16 protein-coding genes and 1 rRNA gene are annotated in these 16,391 nt (G+C 37.8%); all 17 read right to left on the bottom strand.

Features of this window, described 5'->3' with window-relative positions; all coding sequences use genetic code 11:
- Positions 1–75: ribosomal RNA gene (locus tag AC1DIT_RS22125) — 16S ribosomal RNA — on the bottom strand; the annotation flags it as partial.
- A 375-nt stretch (positions 76–450) separates the two neighbouring features.
- A complete protein-coding gene (lysS, locus tag AC1DIT_RS22120) occupies positions 451–1,950 on the bottom strand; it encodes a lysine--tRNA ligase (protein WP_016116929.1) in 1,500 nt (499 codons plus the stop codon).
- Positions 1,951–2,113: 163 nt separating this feature from the next.
- A complete protein-coding gene (gene dusB / locus AC1DIT_RS22115) occupies positions 2,114–3,112 on the bottom strand; it encodes a tRNA dihydrouridine synthase DusB (RefSeq protein ID WP_016116928.1) in 999 nt (332 codons plus the stop codon).
- Between the two features lie 23 nt (positions 3,113–3,135).
- Positions 3,136–3,339 carry a helix-turn-helix domain-containing protein gene (locus AC1DIT_RS22110; RefSeq protein ID WP_000387032.1) on the bottom strand — a complete coding sequence of 68 codons (204 nt, stop codon included), beginning with the start codon at positions 3,337–3,339 and terminating at the stop codon, positions 3,136–3,138.
- Positions 3,291–3,806, bottom strand: coding sequence for a 2-amino-4-hydroxy-6-hydroxymethyldihydropteridine diphosphokinase (folK, locus tag AC1DIT_RS22105; protein WP_016132959.1), 516 nt, complete (start codon positions 3,804–3,806; stop codon positions 3,291–3,293). Before folK ends, AC1DIT_RS22110 begins: the two co-directional genes overlap by 49 nt.
- A complete protein-coding gene (gene folB, locus AC1DIT_RS22100; RefSeq protein WP_016116926.1) occupies positions 3,803–4,165 on the bottom strand; it encodes a dihydroneopterin aldolase in 363 nt (120 codons plus the stop codon). The genes folK and folB overlap by 4 nt, the downstream gene beginning before the upstream one ends.
- Positions 4,166–5,008 (bottom strand): dihydropteroate synthase, encoded by an 843-nt coding sequence (gene folP, locus AC1DIT_RS22095; protein ID WP_077295494.1) that lies wholly within the window; start codon positions 5,006–5,008, stop codon positions 4,166–4,168.
- Positions 5,001–5,873: an aminodeoxychorismate lyase gene (gene pabC, locus AC1DIT_RS22090; RefSeq protein WP_016116924.1), complete on the bottom strand. Its 873-nt coding sequence runs from the start codon at positions 5,871–5,873 to the stop codon at positions 5,001–5,003. Before pabC ends, folP begins: the two co-directional genes overlap by 8 nt.
- A complete protein-coding gene (gene pabA, locus AC1DIT_RS22085) occupies positions 5,867–6,454 on the bottom strand; it encodes an aminodeoxychorismate/anthranilate synthase component II (protein WP_033671259.1) in 588 nt (195 codons plus the stop codon). The genes pabC and pabA overlap by 7 nt, the downstream gene beginning before the upstream one ends.
- A 5-nt stretch (positions 6,455–6,459) precedes the next feature.
- Positions 6,460–7,857: an anthranilate synthase component I gene (trpE, locus tag AC1DIT_RS22080; RefSeq protein ID WP_016132958.1), complete on the bottom strand. Its 1,398-nt coding sequence runs from the start codon at positions 7,855–7,857 to the stop codon at positions 6,460–6,462.
- Positions 7,858–8,068: 211 nt separating this feature from the next.
- Positions 8,069–8,992 (bottom strand): cysteine synthase A, encoded by a 924-nt coding sequence (gene cysK, locus AC1DIT_RS22075; protein WP_016116921.1) that lies wholly within the window; start codon positions 8,990–8,992, stop codon positions 8,069–8,071.
- A gap of 119 nt (positions 8,993–9,111) precedes the next feature.
- On the bottom strand, positions 9,112–9,987 hold the full coding sequence (gene hslO, locus AC1DIT_RS22070) for a redox-regulated molecular chaperone HslO (protein WP_003194276.1): 876 nt from the start codon (positions 9,985–9,987) through the stop codon (positions 9,112–9,114).
- Between the two features lie 6 nt (positions 9,988–9,993).
- The gene (locus AC1DIT_RS22065; protein ID WP_033671258.1) at positions 9,994–10,782 is read right to left on the bottom strand and encodes a type III pantothenate kinase; all 789 of its coding nucleotides are present in this window, start codon (positions 10,780–10,782) and stop codon (positions 9,994–9,996) included.
- Between the two features lie 226 nt (positions 10,783–11,008).
- Positions 11,009–12,910: an ATP-dependent zinc metalloprotease FtsH gene (ftsH, locus tag AC1DIT_RS22060; protein ID WP_016116919.1), complete on the bottom strand. Its 1,902-nt coding sequence runs from the start codon at positions 12,908–12,910 to the stop codon at positions 11,009–11,011.
- An 85-nt stretch (positions 12,911–12,995) separates the two neighbouring features.
- Positions 12,996–13,538, bottom strand: coding sequence for a hypoxanthine phosphoribosyltransferase (hpt, locus tag AC1DIT_RS22055; RefSeq protein ID WP_016132957.1), 543 nt, complete (start codon positions 13,536–13,538; stop codon positions 12,996–12,998).
- Positions 13,535–14,965, bottom strand: a complete 1,431-nt coding sequence (gene tilS / locus AC1DIT_RS22050) for a tRNA lysidine(34) synthetase TilS (RefSeq protein ID WP_016132956.1) — start codon at positions 14,963–14,965, stop codon at positions 13,535–13,537. The genes hpt and tilS overlap by 4 nt, the downstream gene beginning before the upstream one ends.
- 227 nt (positions 14,966–15,192) lie before the next feature.
- Positions 15,193–16,391, bottom strand: a 1,199-nt coding sequence (locus AC1DIT_RS22045; RefSeq protein WP_476998403.1) for a SpoIIE family protein phosphatase, incomplete at its 5' end; no start/stop codon positions are given.

Raw genomic sequence — 16,391 nt, 5'->3', positions numbered from 1 at the left:
ATCCATTCGCTCGACTTGCATGTATTAGGCACGCCGCCAGCGTTCATCCTGAGCCAGGATCAAACTCTCCAATAAAGTTAGTTTGTCTAGCATCTAAAATAAAAATTGACGTTTCACGTTGTTTGTTTCGTTCAGTTTTCAAAGAACTCATTGCCGCCGAAGCGACTTTATCAATATAACATTTTGTTATATTTTCGTCAACAACTTTTTGTCTTAAAAGTTGTTTTCGTTTGTTTTCTTTGTTGTCTTTCGTGACAACGAATATAAATATACCAGTTCATTTATTAAAATGCAATAGTTTTTTAATAAAATTTTTAACCYAATCAAAAAGTATAAAAACAGTATCGATCCTCCTACATAAAGACACCTTTCTTCTATATAGTAAATGAATCATTTTAACTTCACTATATGACAAAAAGAAAAGCTTTGGAGAAATCTCCAAAGCTTGGATTAGTCTTGCTTATGACGCATCGCTGGGAATAACAGCACGTCGCGAATAGATGGCGCATTTGTTAATAGCATAACAAGACGATCAATACCAATTCCAAGTCCACCTGTAGGAGGCATGCCGTACTCAAGTGCTTCAATATAATCATTGTCCATCATATGCGCTTCATCATTACCTTGTTCACGCTCTTTTAATTGCGCTTCAAAACGTTCTTTTTGATCGATTGGATCATTTAATTCCGTAAATGCATTCGCATGCTCACGAGCAACAATGAATAACTCGAAACGATCTGTAAAGCGTGGATCTTCATCATTCTTTTTCGCAAGCGGAGAAATTTCCACTGGGTGTCCATAGATAAATGTAGGTTGAATTAACTTTTCTTCTACTTTTTGTTCGAAGAATTCATTGATAATATGACCAACTTCCATTGTATCTTTAATTTCCACACCATGTTCTTTCGCCAATGTACGTGCTTCTTCCACGCTCATCGGGCTCCAGAAATCTGCTCCAGAATATTGTTTAATTGCATCTACCATGTGGAGACGTGTCCATTCTGGCTCTAAATTAATTTCTTGCTCACCGTACTGGATTGTTGTTGTACCTAGTACTTGCTTTGCGATATGAGCAATCATGTTTTCTGTTAGTTTCATAATATCTTCATAGTCAGCATATGCTTCATATAATTCGATCATTGTAAATTCAGGATTATGACGTGTTGACACACCTTCATTACGGAATACACGGCCGATTTCGTATACCTTCTCTAAGCCACCTACAATAAGGCGTTTTAAGTGTAACTCAATTGCAATACGCATATATAATTCCATATCTAACGCATTATGATGCGTAATGAATGGGCGAGCAGAGGCACCGCCCGCAATCGCGTGCATCATTGGTGTTTCTACTTCAAGGTAGCCATTATCATCTAAGTATCTTCTCATTTCACGAATGATTTTACTACGAGTAACAAATGTTTCACGGCTCTCCATGCTCGTAATTAAATCTAGGTAACGTTGGCGGTAACGTTGTTCAACATCTTTCAACCCATGGTATTTATCTGGAAGTGGACGAAGAGCTTTCGTTAATAACGTAAATCCTGTTGCTTTCACTGAAAGCTCACCTACGTTCGTTTTGAAAACTTTCCCTTCAATTCCTACTAAATCACCTAAGTCAGCTGTATTAAATAATTCATATTGCTCATCTCCAACAGCATCTTTACGAACATAGATTTGAACTTGTCCGTGTAAATCTTGGATATGCGCAAAACCTGCTTTCCCTTTACCGCGCTTTGTCATAATACGGCCAGCAATAGAAACAGAGATTCCTTTCTCTTCTAATTCTTCTTTAGAGAACTCTCCATACAAGTTTAATAATTCTTTCGTTGAATTCGTACGTTCAAAACGTTTACCAAACGGATCGATCCCTTGTTCACGTAAGTTATGTAACTTCTCACGACGAACAAGCAATTGGTCATTTAATTCTTCGTGGTTCATGTTATCCATGGTATTGATATCACTCCAGCTCTATTAAATTTTACAATATATACAGTATATCATTTTCTACTCAACTAGAAAAACTGCCAGTAGTATACTGGCAGTTCTTCTTTCTTTCACGTAATTATAGGTAGTGAGAGAAGGAATGTCAAACGTTCTCTCTTTCCTCCTTTTAACCAACGTGAATTGTTTTTTGTTTTGTTTCTACTTCTTCTATAAATGCACCTAATAAAGAGGCAAGATCTTCACGAGTATTACAAGTATTAATTGCATTACGTACTCTCGCATTACCACCAACACCTTTTAAATACCAAGCTGCATGCTTTCTCATCTCTCTTACTGCAATATCTTCATTCTTTAAGTCAATAAGACGATCTAAGTGCAACATACATACATCCATTTTCTCACGCACTGTTGGTTCCGGCATTAATTCCCCTGTTTCTAAATATTTTACTGTACGATAAATCATCCATGGGTTCCCGAGAGCTGCACGCCCAATCATAACGCCATCTACCCCTACTTCATCAAGCATACGTTTCGCATCTTGAGGAGTTTCTACGTCACCATTTCCAATAACAGGAATATTCACAGATTGTTTTACCTGTTTAATAATATCCCAATCCGCTTTCCCTTCATACATTTGAACACGTGTACGTCCATGAACCGCTACCGCTTGACCGCCTGCACGTTCCACAGCTCTAGCATTTTCAATTGCGAAAATGTGGTCTTCATCCCAGCCAATACGCATTTTAACTGTAACTGGTTTTTCAACAGCATCTACAACGGCCGCTACCATTTCATATACTTTATCTGGATCTAATAACCACTTTGCACCAGCATCACACTTCGTAATTTTCGGAACTGGGCAACCCATATTGATATCGATAATATCCGCCGTTGTGTTTTTATCTACATATTTCGCAGCACCAACAAGCGTTTCCTTCTCACCGCCAAAAATTTGTAAACTTAGCGGCTTCTCTCTCTCATCGATATATAACATATCTAATGTTTTTTGGTTATTAAATAAAATCGCCTTATCACTTACCATTTCAGCACATACTAAACCTGCACCAAATTCTTTTACTGTTAAACGGAATGCAGAGTTACACACTCCCGCCATTGGTGCTAGTACAACTGGATTCTTCATCTCAATGTTTGCAATCTTTAACACTCGACTGTCTCCTTCTTTTATCCTCACTTTGGCATTAATTCATCTATTGAAATATTTAATGTCTTAGCAACTTCTACTACAAAATCTTGAGAAGGGGTTCTATTCCCTCTCTCTACTTCTCCTAAAACAGATACAGATACCCCTAATTCCTTTGCAAAACCTTCTTGTGTATAACCTTTTAATTTCCGAAAAGCACGAATGCGTCTTCCCCATTTTTCTGCTTCCATACCGTTACTCCCTCTCGCCTTTTCATTTCATCTACTTGCGAACGTGAAATATTTTGTTTTATATCTTGATTGATCTCTAACAACGGAACGATAACAAAAGCTCTTTCGAACATCCGCGGATGCGGCACAATAAGATTCTCTGCTTCAATATTTTCTTGATTATAGAGCAAAACGTCAAGGTCAATGGTTCGCGGGCCCCATCTAATTTCCCTTTTTCTTCCTAAATTTATCTCAACCTTTTGCGTTACTTTCAACAATTCTTGCGGCGGTAAATTGGTAGAAATTTTTATAACTAAATTTAAAAAACGATTTTGATCTGTATATCCCACTGGATCTGTTTCATATACAGAAGAGACATCCTCCACTTGAATATGAGGATTTTTATTTAACAGCTCAATCGCTTGCAATAAATAAACATAACGATCACCAATATTTGATCCTAACGCAACGTATACTACATTTTTCATGGTCGATCTCTCGTAATTTCTACCGCCACAGCACGATAGTGCCCTGGTATTGGTGGATCCGGTTTAACAACCTTTACTGTACATCGCARAATACTTACGTACTGATTCAATATATTCGCCGCTATATTTTCCGCAATACTTTCTACAAGCTTATATGTTCGATCTTCTACCACTTGTCTGCAAAGTTCAAAGAGCTCTCCGTAGTTTACCGAATACTCTAAGTTATCACTTTCGCCCGCTTGTTTTAAATCCAGTTCCACTGTTAAATCCACTTTAAATCTTTGCCCCAATTTATTCTCTTCTGGAAATACGCCATGATAGCCATAAAACTCCATATCATGAATATAAATTTTATCCAATCATTTTACCCCCTTGCCAATCATTGCATCCATCATCTTTGCCATACGTGCCATTTCCTTCACATCATGAACACGAATCATTTCACAGCCTTTATCAATACCAAGACAAATCGATGCTCCTGTGCCTTCTACACGTTCCTCTACCGGCAAATCTAAAACATGACCGATAAACGATTTTCTCGAAGTCGCAAGAAGGACTGGATACCCTAACACATGTAATTTTTCTAGATTACGCATCGCTTCTAAATTTTGTTCTGGCGTCTTCGCGAAACCGATACCCGGATCTAAAACGATATTCTCATCAGGTACACCTGCACCTTTTGCAATTTTAACACTCTCATATAGATCCGCAATCATATCCGCCATAAGATTACGGTAATTTGTGTTATCGCGATTATGCATTAAAATTATCGGCACATTATAATGTGCCGCAACTTCTGCAATTTTCGGTTCCGCCTTTGCTCCCCATACATCATTAATAACATGAGCACCCGCTTCAATTGCTTGTTTGGCTACTTCAGCTTTATACGTATCGATAGAAATAGGCACTTTCACTTCTTTCGAAACCGCTTGAATCATCGGAATTACACGCCCTAATTCTTCCTCCACCGAAACTTTCGCGAAACCAGGACGAGTTGATTCCCCACCGATATCAATAATATCAGCTCCATTACTCACCATTTCTCTCGCATGACTTACAGCTGCGTTCACCTCATCGTAGTTTCCACCATCTGAAAATGAATCTGGTGTAACATTTAAAATCCCCATGATTAATGTTTTTTTATTTAAGTCCAATGTATATTCGCCGCAGCGCAAATCATAATTCCACTTCACACTACACATCTCCTCTTAGCAGTTCATTTCGGCTCCAAAGACTTTCTCTATGCATTTCATACACACACATGAAAGACTTTGTAACCTTCCCTTCTTTACCTGGAAAATTAACTTCTTCAATCTGATTAAGTGGGACAATTTCTTGAATAGAATTTGTTACAAACACCTCATCGGCAGAAAGCAATTCCTTTTGTGTAAACAAACCTTCTTCTACACGTACATCTAATACTTCAGCAATTCTTATAATAAAAGCGCGAGTGATCCCATTTAAAATCCCTGTTTCCAGCGACGGCGTGTATAAAACACCCTCCTTCACAAAAAAGAGATTCGAAACAATCCCCTCCGCTACATAACCTGCTTCAGTAAGGAAGATTCCTTCTTTATTCACAACATTTCCAATTTCACGTTTTCCTAAAATGTTATTTAAATAGTGATGAGACTTTAAACGAAACGTCCCTTCCGGCGTATTTCGTTTTTGATTCAAAATAACGCCTTTCTTTTCTACCGCTTTACCCGGAACCGTCAAAGGTTTTATAAATACAATAACGGAAGGCTCTTCATATAGCCCTGTCTGTAAGCCTATTTCACCTATACCAGCTGAAACATTAAAACGAACATACGCATGTTCTAATCCATTTCGCACGAGTAATTCCTGCAAAATACGAAGTACGTCATCTTTCGTCATCTTCCACTCAATTTGCAATACAGAAAGGGCATCCATTAAACGCTCATAATGATCGTCTAATAAAAACGGATAGCCATTATAAATACGAAATGTCTCAAAAACCCCCAGCCCATATAAATACCCATGGTCATAAGGGGAGATTTTCGCCTCACTCGCTTCCACATATGCACCATTTACATAAATTAACATGACGATACACTGGGGCTATAACTACGAATAAAGTTCTGCAGTAACTCTTTCCCATGTGAAGTCATAATGGATTCCGGATGGAACTGCACTCCTTCAATTGGCAATGTTTTATGACGAAGCGCCATAATCTCTCCCTCTTCTGTCCAAGATGTCACTTCTAAACATTCTGGCAATGTTTCTTTTTTTACAATAAGAGAATGATAACGCGTTGCTGTAAATGGATTTGGAATGTCTGCAAAAATCAGGTTTCCATCATGATACATAAGAGAAGTTTTTCCATGCATTAAACGATCCGCACGAACAACATCGCCTCCGAACACCTGTGCAATCGATTGATGACCTAGACACACACCAAAAATCGGAATCTTTCCTGCAAAATATTTAATGACACCCATACTTATACCAGCTTCATTCGGACTACAAGGACCTGGTGAAATCATAAGAAAGTCAGGTTTCATTTGTTCAATATCTGAAATTGTAATTTCATCATTGCGCTTGACGATAAGCTCTTGTCCAAGTTCCCCAAGAAATTGCACTAAATTAAACGTAAATGAATCATAATTATCAATCATCAATATCATTTCTCTCACCTAACCGTTTCTTCGCTGCTTTCTTTCGCACGCCATAAGGCGATTGCTTTTTTCAACGATTCTTCATACTCATATTTCGGATTTGAATCAATTACAATTCCTGCCCCTGCCTGCACATATGCTTGGCCATCTTTTGCAAGAAGCGTACGAATCACAATATTTAATTCCATATCTCCTGAATAACCAATCCAACCAATTGAACCTGTATAAATTCCACGGCGAACCGGTTCTAATTCCTCTATAATTTCCATCGTACGTATTTTAGGTGCCCCCGTAATTGTTCCACCTGGAAACACAGCTCTTACTAAATCGAAAGCATCCTTATCCGTTTCAACCTCACCACGAACGTTTGAAACGATATGCATAACATGCGAATATTTTTCAATGACCATAAATTCATCTACTTCTACAGTTCCATACTTACAAACTCTCCCTAAATCATTACGCTCTAAATCCACAAGCATGACGTGTTCTGCACGTTCCTTTTCATTTTCAATTAACTCTTTCGCTAAACTCTCATCTTCTTGTTCGTTTTTCCCACGAGAACGTGTACCAGCAATCGGACGGGTACTCACTTCATTCCCTTGCTTTTTAATTAACAATTCAGGTGAACCGCTAACAATTTGAAAATCTCCAAACTCTAAATATCCCATATATGGTGATGGATTAATTTCACGAAGACTCGTATAAATCTCCAGTGGGTGTGTTTGTAATGTTTTCTCTTGTCTTGTAGACAAATTCACTTGAAACACATCTCCAGCCCCAATATATTCTTGAATACGCTGAACAGCTTTCATAAATCCTTCTTCTGTAAAAGCTACCGCTTCATTTCTATTTTCAGGACATTCAAATGGCACTTTAACTTCAGGAATTTCCTTCATCCAAAGGCTCTTCCATTCATTTAAACGACTTTCCGCTTCCTCACGTTCATCTATATAATGCGTAATAATCCACAACACATTCTCTTGTTGATCATACACAAACACGTCATCAAATAATAAAAAGAATATGTCAGGTATATCCACATCATCCTCCGCAAGGGAAGGAAGTTTTTCAATATAACGGATACAGTCATAACTAAAATATCCGATTGCACCACCTTGAAATGGCGGATAGTCCGGATTATGCTTCGTTCTCCATCGTTCCATATACCTTTGCATTAAATCTAACGGATTGCCTTTCTCCATTGTTTCCTTACCGCTTTCACTTATATGTAACGTTTCATCTTTCCCCTGAATCACCGCTACCGGATCGAGCCCCGCAATACTATAACGACCCCCACGTCCACTTTCTAACAAAATATGTTGATTCTTATTCTGAGAAAGAAACTTATATTGCTTAAAAAAATCTAAATGATATGGAACAGAAAGCGCTAAAGATTTTCTTCGCTGCATACCAACACCCCGTCTTCTTTTATCCCACTCCCTTAGACTAATCACCCCAAATTACAGATGGTTAATATGACATACTCGTCCCTGAGAGCTAGTGAAAATATTTTAACTTTACTACTACTTATTTTACATGAAGTTTTCTAGTCATTCACTATTTTCAAACGAAAAAAGAAAAAGCATTCCTTTTCAGGAATGCTTTTTCTGGCCATACTAATTATGATTCAAATTGATAAAGCGGTGTACTTAAATAACGTTCACCATTACTTGGAATAATTACAAGAACCTTTTTCCCTTTACCAAGCTTTTTCGCAACTTCTGTCGCGGCATAAATGACAGCACCTGAAGAAATACCAACTAAAATACCTTCTTCACGAGCCACTCTTCTCGCATATTCAAATGCCTGTTCTGTCTTCACTTGAATAATTTCATCATATACTTCTACATCCAATGTTTCAGGAACGAATCCAGCCCCAATACCTTGAATCTTATGCGGACCTGGTTTCCCACCAGATAACACCGGAGAATCTGCAGGTTCTACTGCGTAAATTCTAATATCTTTATATATTTCTTTTAACACTTCACCAGCACCTGTAATTGTTCCACCAGTACCGATACCAGCGATAAATGCATCTAATTGATTACCCATTTGTTCAACAATTTCTGGCCCTGTCGTCAAACGGTGAATTTCTGGATTCGCCGGGTTTTGGAATTGTTGTGGTATAAAGTAACCATGCTCTTTCGCTAATTCAGTTGCCTTACGAATTGCGCCGCCCATTCCTTCTGAACCCGGAGTTAATACTAATTCAGCTCCATAAGCACGTAATAAGTTACGACGTTCAATACTCATTGTCTCCGGCATTACTAAAATTGCCTTATAGCCCTTTGCAGCCGCTACCATCGCTAAACCAATTCCTGTGTTACCACTCGTTGGTTCAATAATTGTATCGCCTTCTTTTAATAATCCCTTTTTTTCAGCAGCTTCGATCATAGATAATGCAATACGATCTTTTACGCTACTTCCAGGGTTCATGAATTCTAATTTTAAGTAAATGTCTGCACTGTCTTGCTCTACGATGCGGTTCAACTTAACGATCGGCGTTTTCCCGATTAATTCTGAAACTGATTGTGCCACTCGCATTCCTGTCACTCCTAACACCGAGTATTTTTATTGGTTTTATCTACATTTTAATTTTGACAGAATTTTTCTTACTTGTCAATTTATTTAGATGATTCGCAATTGCTAGAAAACCCTTTTGTTTACAAGCTTTCAATCAAGTTTGTAATATCTTCTTTAGAGAAATTATATCGCTCATTACAGAAATGACAATGCACTTCCGTTTCATCTTCTTCCTCACGAACTTGTTCTAATTCTTTTTTACCGAGGCTAATTAATACACTCTCAATACGTTCACGAGAACATGTACAATTAAATTGAACGTCCATTGTTTCTAATACCTTCACTTTTTCTTTTCCTAGTACTTCGTATAATAATTCCTCTGGCGAAAGACCTTGTTCAATTAATTTTGAAACAGGTGGGATTTTTTGCAGACGCTCTTCAATAAAGGAGATTGTCTCTTCCTGTGCTCCTGGCATAATTTGCAGGATAAATCCACCTGCAGCAAGTATGCTATCATCCCCATTTACAAGGACACCAATACCAACAGAAGAAGGCGTTTGCTCAGAAACAGCAAAATAATACGTGAAATCTTCCCCTAATTCTCCCGAAACAATTGGAGACTGCCCGATAAACGGTTCACGCATACCGATATCTTTAATTACCGTTAAAAATCCTTCTGTACCTACCGCTTGATATACACGTAATTTCCCTTGCTCTGTTGCTTCAAAATCAACGTGGGGATTCGTTACATATCCACGCACATCTCCATTCGCATGAGCATCCACTAAGATTGGGCCAAGTGGGCCATTTCCTTCCACCTTAATCGTCAGCTTCTGATCACCTTTTAACATAGCCCCCATCATTGCACCAGCTGTTAACGAACGCCCAAGTGCTGCTGAAGCAGTTCTCCATGTATCATGACGTCTTTGCGCCTCACTTACCATATTTGTTGTACGTACACTATACGCACGAACTTCTCCATCAAACGCTAACGCTTTTACTAAATAATCTTTCATACTTATTTATTCACCCTTCTCATGCTGTAAATTTGCATTACGTTCATATAGCATATGCAAGCCTTTTAATGTTAAAAACGGATCTACAACATCAATTACATTAGATTCTTCTGCAATTAATTTTGCTAATCCTCCAGTTGCAATAACTTTCGGTTCTTGTTTAGCTTCTTCTTTCATACGCCTCACAATACCTTCCACTTGTCCAACATACCCATAAAGAATGCCAGCTTGCATTGCACTTACTGTATTTTTCCCAATAATACTACTTGGTTTTGTAATTTCAATACGAGGAAGTTTAGCCGCTCTACTGTATAAAGCTTCTGCCGAAATCATAATACCTGGTGTAATTACCCCGCCCATATAATGCTTATTTTCGTTAATATAACAATATGTAGTAGCTGTTCCAAAATCGACAATAATAAGCGGGCCTCCGTATAATTGGATACCAGCTACAGCATTTACAATACGATCCGCTCCAACCTCACGCGGATTTTCATATTTAATATTTAAACCTGTTTTTATTCCTGGTCCCACTACAAGTGGTTTAATTTTGAAATATTTCTCACACATACGCTCTAAGGCAAACATAATTGGTGGTACAACCGAAGAAACAATAATTCCTTTCACATCTTGAAAAGAAAGGCCTTCATGTTCAAGTAACTGTTTCACTAACATACCATATTCATCTTCTGTTTTATGACGATCAGTCTCCATGCGCCAATGCTGACGAAGTTTCCCATCTTCAAATACACCAAGCACCGCATTTGTATTCCCTACATCCAATACAAAAATCATATTCTCACCACTTATCTTATTTAATCTATATTTGTGCAGTATGTACAAAACTRATAATGCCATCATATCATACATACCTATATAATCAGTTTTTCCATCTTCACCATTTTACAAAAAGATCGTTCACTATTTCAATTTTTAAAGCAAAGAAGCTTCAAATTTATATACAAGTACACAAATTTCTCAGCATAGAAAAAAGGAGTGACTATTGTCACTCCTTCATTTCTTATTTATCTTCTGCGTTCTCATCATCTTTTTTCATTGTGATATTCACTTTCACATCTTCAGAGGACTTTTTACGCTCAGGTAAAACTCCATAATCATATAAATGATTAATTTGCTCTGCATCTAACGTTTCCACTTCAAGTAACGTTTTTGCGATAATATCAAGCTTATCACGTTTTTCAGTAAGAATTTGTTTTGCACGAGCATAACATTCTTTCATAATCGTTTGCATTTCTACATCGATGTCATGTGCAATTGCATCACTGTAGTTTTGTTCTGAATGGAAGTCTCTTCCTAAGAACACCTGACCACCTTGTGAGCTTCCAAACTGCATCGGTCCAAGCTTATCACTCATACCAAATTCCGTTACCATACGTCTCGCAATGCCAGTCGCACGTTGGAAGTCGTTATGAGCTCCTGTACTCACTTCACCAAATACAACTTCCTCAGCCACTCGGCCACCAAGTAAACCAGTGATTTTATCAAGTAATTCTGGTTTTGTCATGAAGTAACGATCTTCTTTCGGAAGCATTACCGCATACCCACCAGCTTGACCACGAGGAACAATTGTTACTTTATGAACGATATCCGCCTCATCAAGCACGACACCAATTACAGTATGGCCCGCTTCATGGAATGCGACAATATTACGTTCTTTTTCAGAAATAACACGACTTTTCTTCGCAGGACCTGCAATAACACGATCCGTCGCTTCATCGATATCAGACATGTCAATTTTCTTTTTATCTTGACGCGCAGCTACTAATGCAGCTTCGTTTAATAAGTTCTCAAGATCTGCACCAGAGAATCCTGGTGTGCGAGTCGCAATTGCTCTTAAGTTAATATCATCATCAAGTGGTTTGTTACGTGCATGTACTTTCAGTACCGCTTCACGTCCATTTACATCTGGACGATCCACTGTAATTTGACGGTCAAAACGTCCTGGACGTAATAACGCTGGGTCAAGAATATCAGGACGGTTTGTTGCAGCGATGATAATAATACCTTCGTTTGCACCGAATCCATCCATTTCAACAAGAAGTTGGTTTAGCGTTTGTTCACGTTCATCGTGACCACCACCAAGACCTGCCCCACGTTGACGACCTACTGCATCAATCTCATCGATAAAAATGATACAAGGAGCATTTTTCTTCGCATTTTCAAACAAATCACGTACACGGGAAGCACCGACACCAACGAACATCTCTACGAAATCAGAACCACTAATAGAGAAGAAAGGAACGCCAGCTTCACCTGCAACAGCACGTGCAAGCAATGTTTTACCTGTACCTGGAGGTCCAACTAGCAGAACACCCTTAGGAATACGGGCACCAACTTCAGCAAACTTGCGAGGATCTTTTAAGAATTCTACTACCTCAACAAGTTCTTGTTTCTCTTCGTCTGCTCCAGCTACATCTCTGAAGCGCACTTTTTTCTTTTCATCATTGTATAACTTCGCCTTACTTTTCCCGAAATTCATAACACGGCTACCGCCGCCCTGAGCTTGATTTAGTAAGAAGAAGAATAAGATGAAGATAATCACAAACGGAATGATAGAAGTAAAGAATGTCACCCAAGCACTTGTTTCCTCTGCTGGTTGATACTTCACTTCAGCACCTTGCGCTTTGTCATTAATTTTCTTTTGTAATTCTTCAGTATTTGGTGCATAAGTAACAAATTGTTCTTCCTGACTAGCATTGCTAAATTGTCCTTTTACCTCAAACACACCATTTTTTGGTTGAAGCTGCACATTACGCACTTCACCTTTTTCAAGTTTAGTAATGAATTTATCGTAGCTAACTGATGTTGTTTTTTGTGTTGAACCATTAAAATAGCTCACGATTCCAATCACTACTAAGAATATCAGTAAATAAAAGATGGTATTACGGAAGATACGATTCATTCCTAACCTCCTCTCACGGCATAAACACTATAGTAAATCGTAACATAGAAAAACTTTCCTATCCAATTTTAACGCCTGTATTTAATTAATTTGAGTAAACGCTTGGTTTCAATACTCCAACATAAGGAAGATTACGATATTGCTCCTTATAATCTAAGCCATATCCTACAACAAATTCATGAGGAACAGTAAATCCAACATAATCCGCTCGCAGGTCGACTTTGCGACCAGTTGGCTTATCTAGTAGCGTAACAATCTTTACAGATTTCGCCTTACGATATTTGAATAGGTCCACTAAGTAACTTAATGTAAGGCCGCTATCAATAATATCTTCAACGATTAAAATATCGCGACCTTCTACAGAAGTATCAAGGTCTTTTAAAATTTTCACTTCACCTGTTGAAACTGTAGAATGACCGTAGCTAGAAACAGCCATAAAATCCATTTCAAGATATGTATCTGTTCTTTTCAATAAATCTGCCATAAATGGCATTGCACCCTTTAATACACCGATTGCAAGAGGTACTGTATTTTTGTAATCCTCTGCAATAATTGCACCTAGCTCATGCACCTTTTCTTGTATTTGTTCTTCGGAAATTAATACTTTTTCGATATCTTCATTCATCATTTCATTATCCTCCTGGAAGACTCCTTGCTTTTGTAGTGAATAATCATATATTTATCCTTATCTGCTGTTCCGTGTGAAATAGCAAATGCAGATTGTTTCAACAACGGAACCCAAATAATGTTCCCGCTTGCATCACAAACAATCGGCCACTCTTCTCTCTTTTCTTTTGGTACTTTTTCCTCAATAAAAATAGCTTTTATCTTTTTTGTACCACTCATACCTTTTATTGACATGCGATCTCCGTTTTCTCTAGAGCGAATAAGAAGAGGATATGATATATCATTATACTTAGCAACAAATACTGTTTCATTCATGTTACTTGGTAATTCCTCATTTACTTCTGCTACAAGTTCATCACCGTTTGCTAAGGTAACAGCACCCGGTACTGATAAAACTTGTGAAAAAGGAAAAACAATTTCTTGCTTAAATCGGAAACTACATTCTTCATATGTACGAACAATTTTTAGGCCACCAGGAAAATCAAGTGAGCCTGAAGGGTGTGTCCGCTTAAAAAATGCAATAACTTTGTCAATATGTATAGAAGAAAGCGAAGACGGAATCTTGTATTCATAAAGATAGTTTAATATTAGTTGAATCCCTCTCCTTTGTAAAGGCATAGACATGGATTCAAAGGCAGGAATTGATAAGACAATGTGTTTATCACTTTTTTTTGTAATTACTTTATTCATCTTYTCAAAAGCTAATTCCTGCAAATACGCCTCATCCTCTTGCATAAGCATACTAAAATTTTGAAATCGCTCATGCACATGCGGATTTTCCTCTTTTAAATAAGGTAGAACATACTTACGTAATCGATTCCTCGTATATACTTCCTTTTCGTTACTTGGATCCATACGTGGTGTAACCCCTAACCTTTTACAATAAGCATTAATCTCTTCCTTTGTTACCACTAACAAAGGCCTAATTACATATCCACCATGGAAAGGGCGTTTCACGGCAATTCCAGCATAACCCTTCGGAGTACTCCCGCGGACGAGACGCATTAAAATCGTCTCCATCTGATCATCTCCATGATGCCCAAGAGCTACATATCGTGCATCATATTTCTTCATTATTCTTTCCAAAAATGCATATCGGCATTCCCTAGCAGCCACCTGTGCATTCATTCCATATTGCTGTTGATATTGCGATACATTAATTCTTATCGTTTCGCAAATAACCCCAATCTTCCGGCAAAGATTTTCTACAAATTGTAAGTCTTCATAGGATTCATCTCCTCTAAACATGTGATCCACATGCGCGACTACAATCTTCAATTTCTTCTCTTCCCTTTTCTCTAATAAATAATATAAAAGAGCTAAAGAATCAGGGCCTCCAGAAACTCCTACAACAATTGTCGAATGTTCCTCTAATACATCATGCTGCTTTGCAAACTCATCTACTTTTTCAACAAATGTATCTCTCAACTCCGCAATCACCTTTCGTTAAAACCAAACAATAACATACTTTTTACCTTACTTATAATGGTACAACTTTTACAAACTTTGTGCAAAAAAAAGATGTACAAAATTCACTTTTTTATCTTACATCCCTTCCCTATCTTCATAGAAATAATAAAGCTACTTTCTCCTATAAAAAAAGGCCTAGGTATCAACCTAGACCTCATAACCAAACTGAAGAGATTTCCGCTCCCCTATTGCGCTTGTTTACCCATAATTGGAATCGTAGCCCACTTTGGCATATTCTTCTTTACCTTCGCAACGACAATCGTCATATCATCATTGATATATCCATCACTAGATCGAATGACCTCTTCCATAATAATATCGGCAATTTCTTGTGGATCATCGGTTTGTAATTCTTTAATTTTACGCTTCATCCACAATTCATGGTTTTCCACATGTTGCGCCCCTTCAAAAATCCCATCACTCATCATAATTAGAATGTCCTCTGTTTTTAATTGTTCACCAACAACATCCACCTCAACATCCTCAATGATTCCCATTGGCAAGTTGCTTGCTTCTATTTGTAAAACGTTATTTCCACGTTTTACAAAACTTGGGGTTGAACCAATTTTTAAAAACTTAGCGCTTGCATCACGTAAATCTACCATAGCTAAATCAAGCGTCGTAAACATTTCTTCTGTCGTCCTCAATGAAAGAATTGAATTAATAGACTTAATAGCAATTTCTTCATCAATACCGGATTGCAATATTTTTTGTAACAATTTTACCGTTTCCTTACTTTCCATATGTGCCCTTTGTCCATTGCCCATTCCGTCACTAATGGCAAGGGCATATTTCCCAACACTTAAATCCATCATCGCATACGAATCTCCTGATACAAATCCGCCTCCTTTTGCCGCTGTAGCAAGCCCTGTATCAAGAGAAAATGTTTTCGCTGATCCAAAAGATATCATGCTATGACCATTTGGATAAGCAGAAGGTTCTTCATGTTTAACAATAATATTTTCTTTTAAAATATCCGAAAGCATCGGCGCAACTAATTTGTCACATTCCCCATGTTGATTAGATGCTGCCGGAATCATCATTTCAATATCAATATTCCCTCTATCTAAACAATAGATATCAACATGTTCCACCCCGACACCAAAGTCACGAAACGCTTGTAAAATTTGTTCTTCCTGTACCTGATGATTTTCCCGTTCACGCTGAATTTCTTTCGCAAAATCTTCCATTACTTTTGAAACACCTAATAATTGTTCTGCAACAATTCTACGATTCTCTTTCATTTGTTTTCGTAACTTTTGCCCCTCATAGAAATGACCTAATTCTCCTGCCATTAAATCTGTTACCTTTTTTCCTCTTACGCAGTGCTTTTCCCATTCACGAACCAACTTACGGTTATGCTGAAGCGTCCCTTCTTCTGTTT

The organism is Bacillus sp. 05T22 (assembly GCF_056396765.1).
Note: the sequence above shows the minus strand (reverse complement) of the source record. Positions and strands in the feature narration are given on the sequence as shown.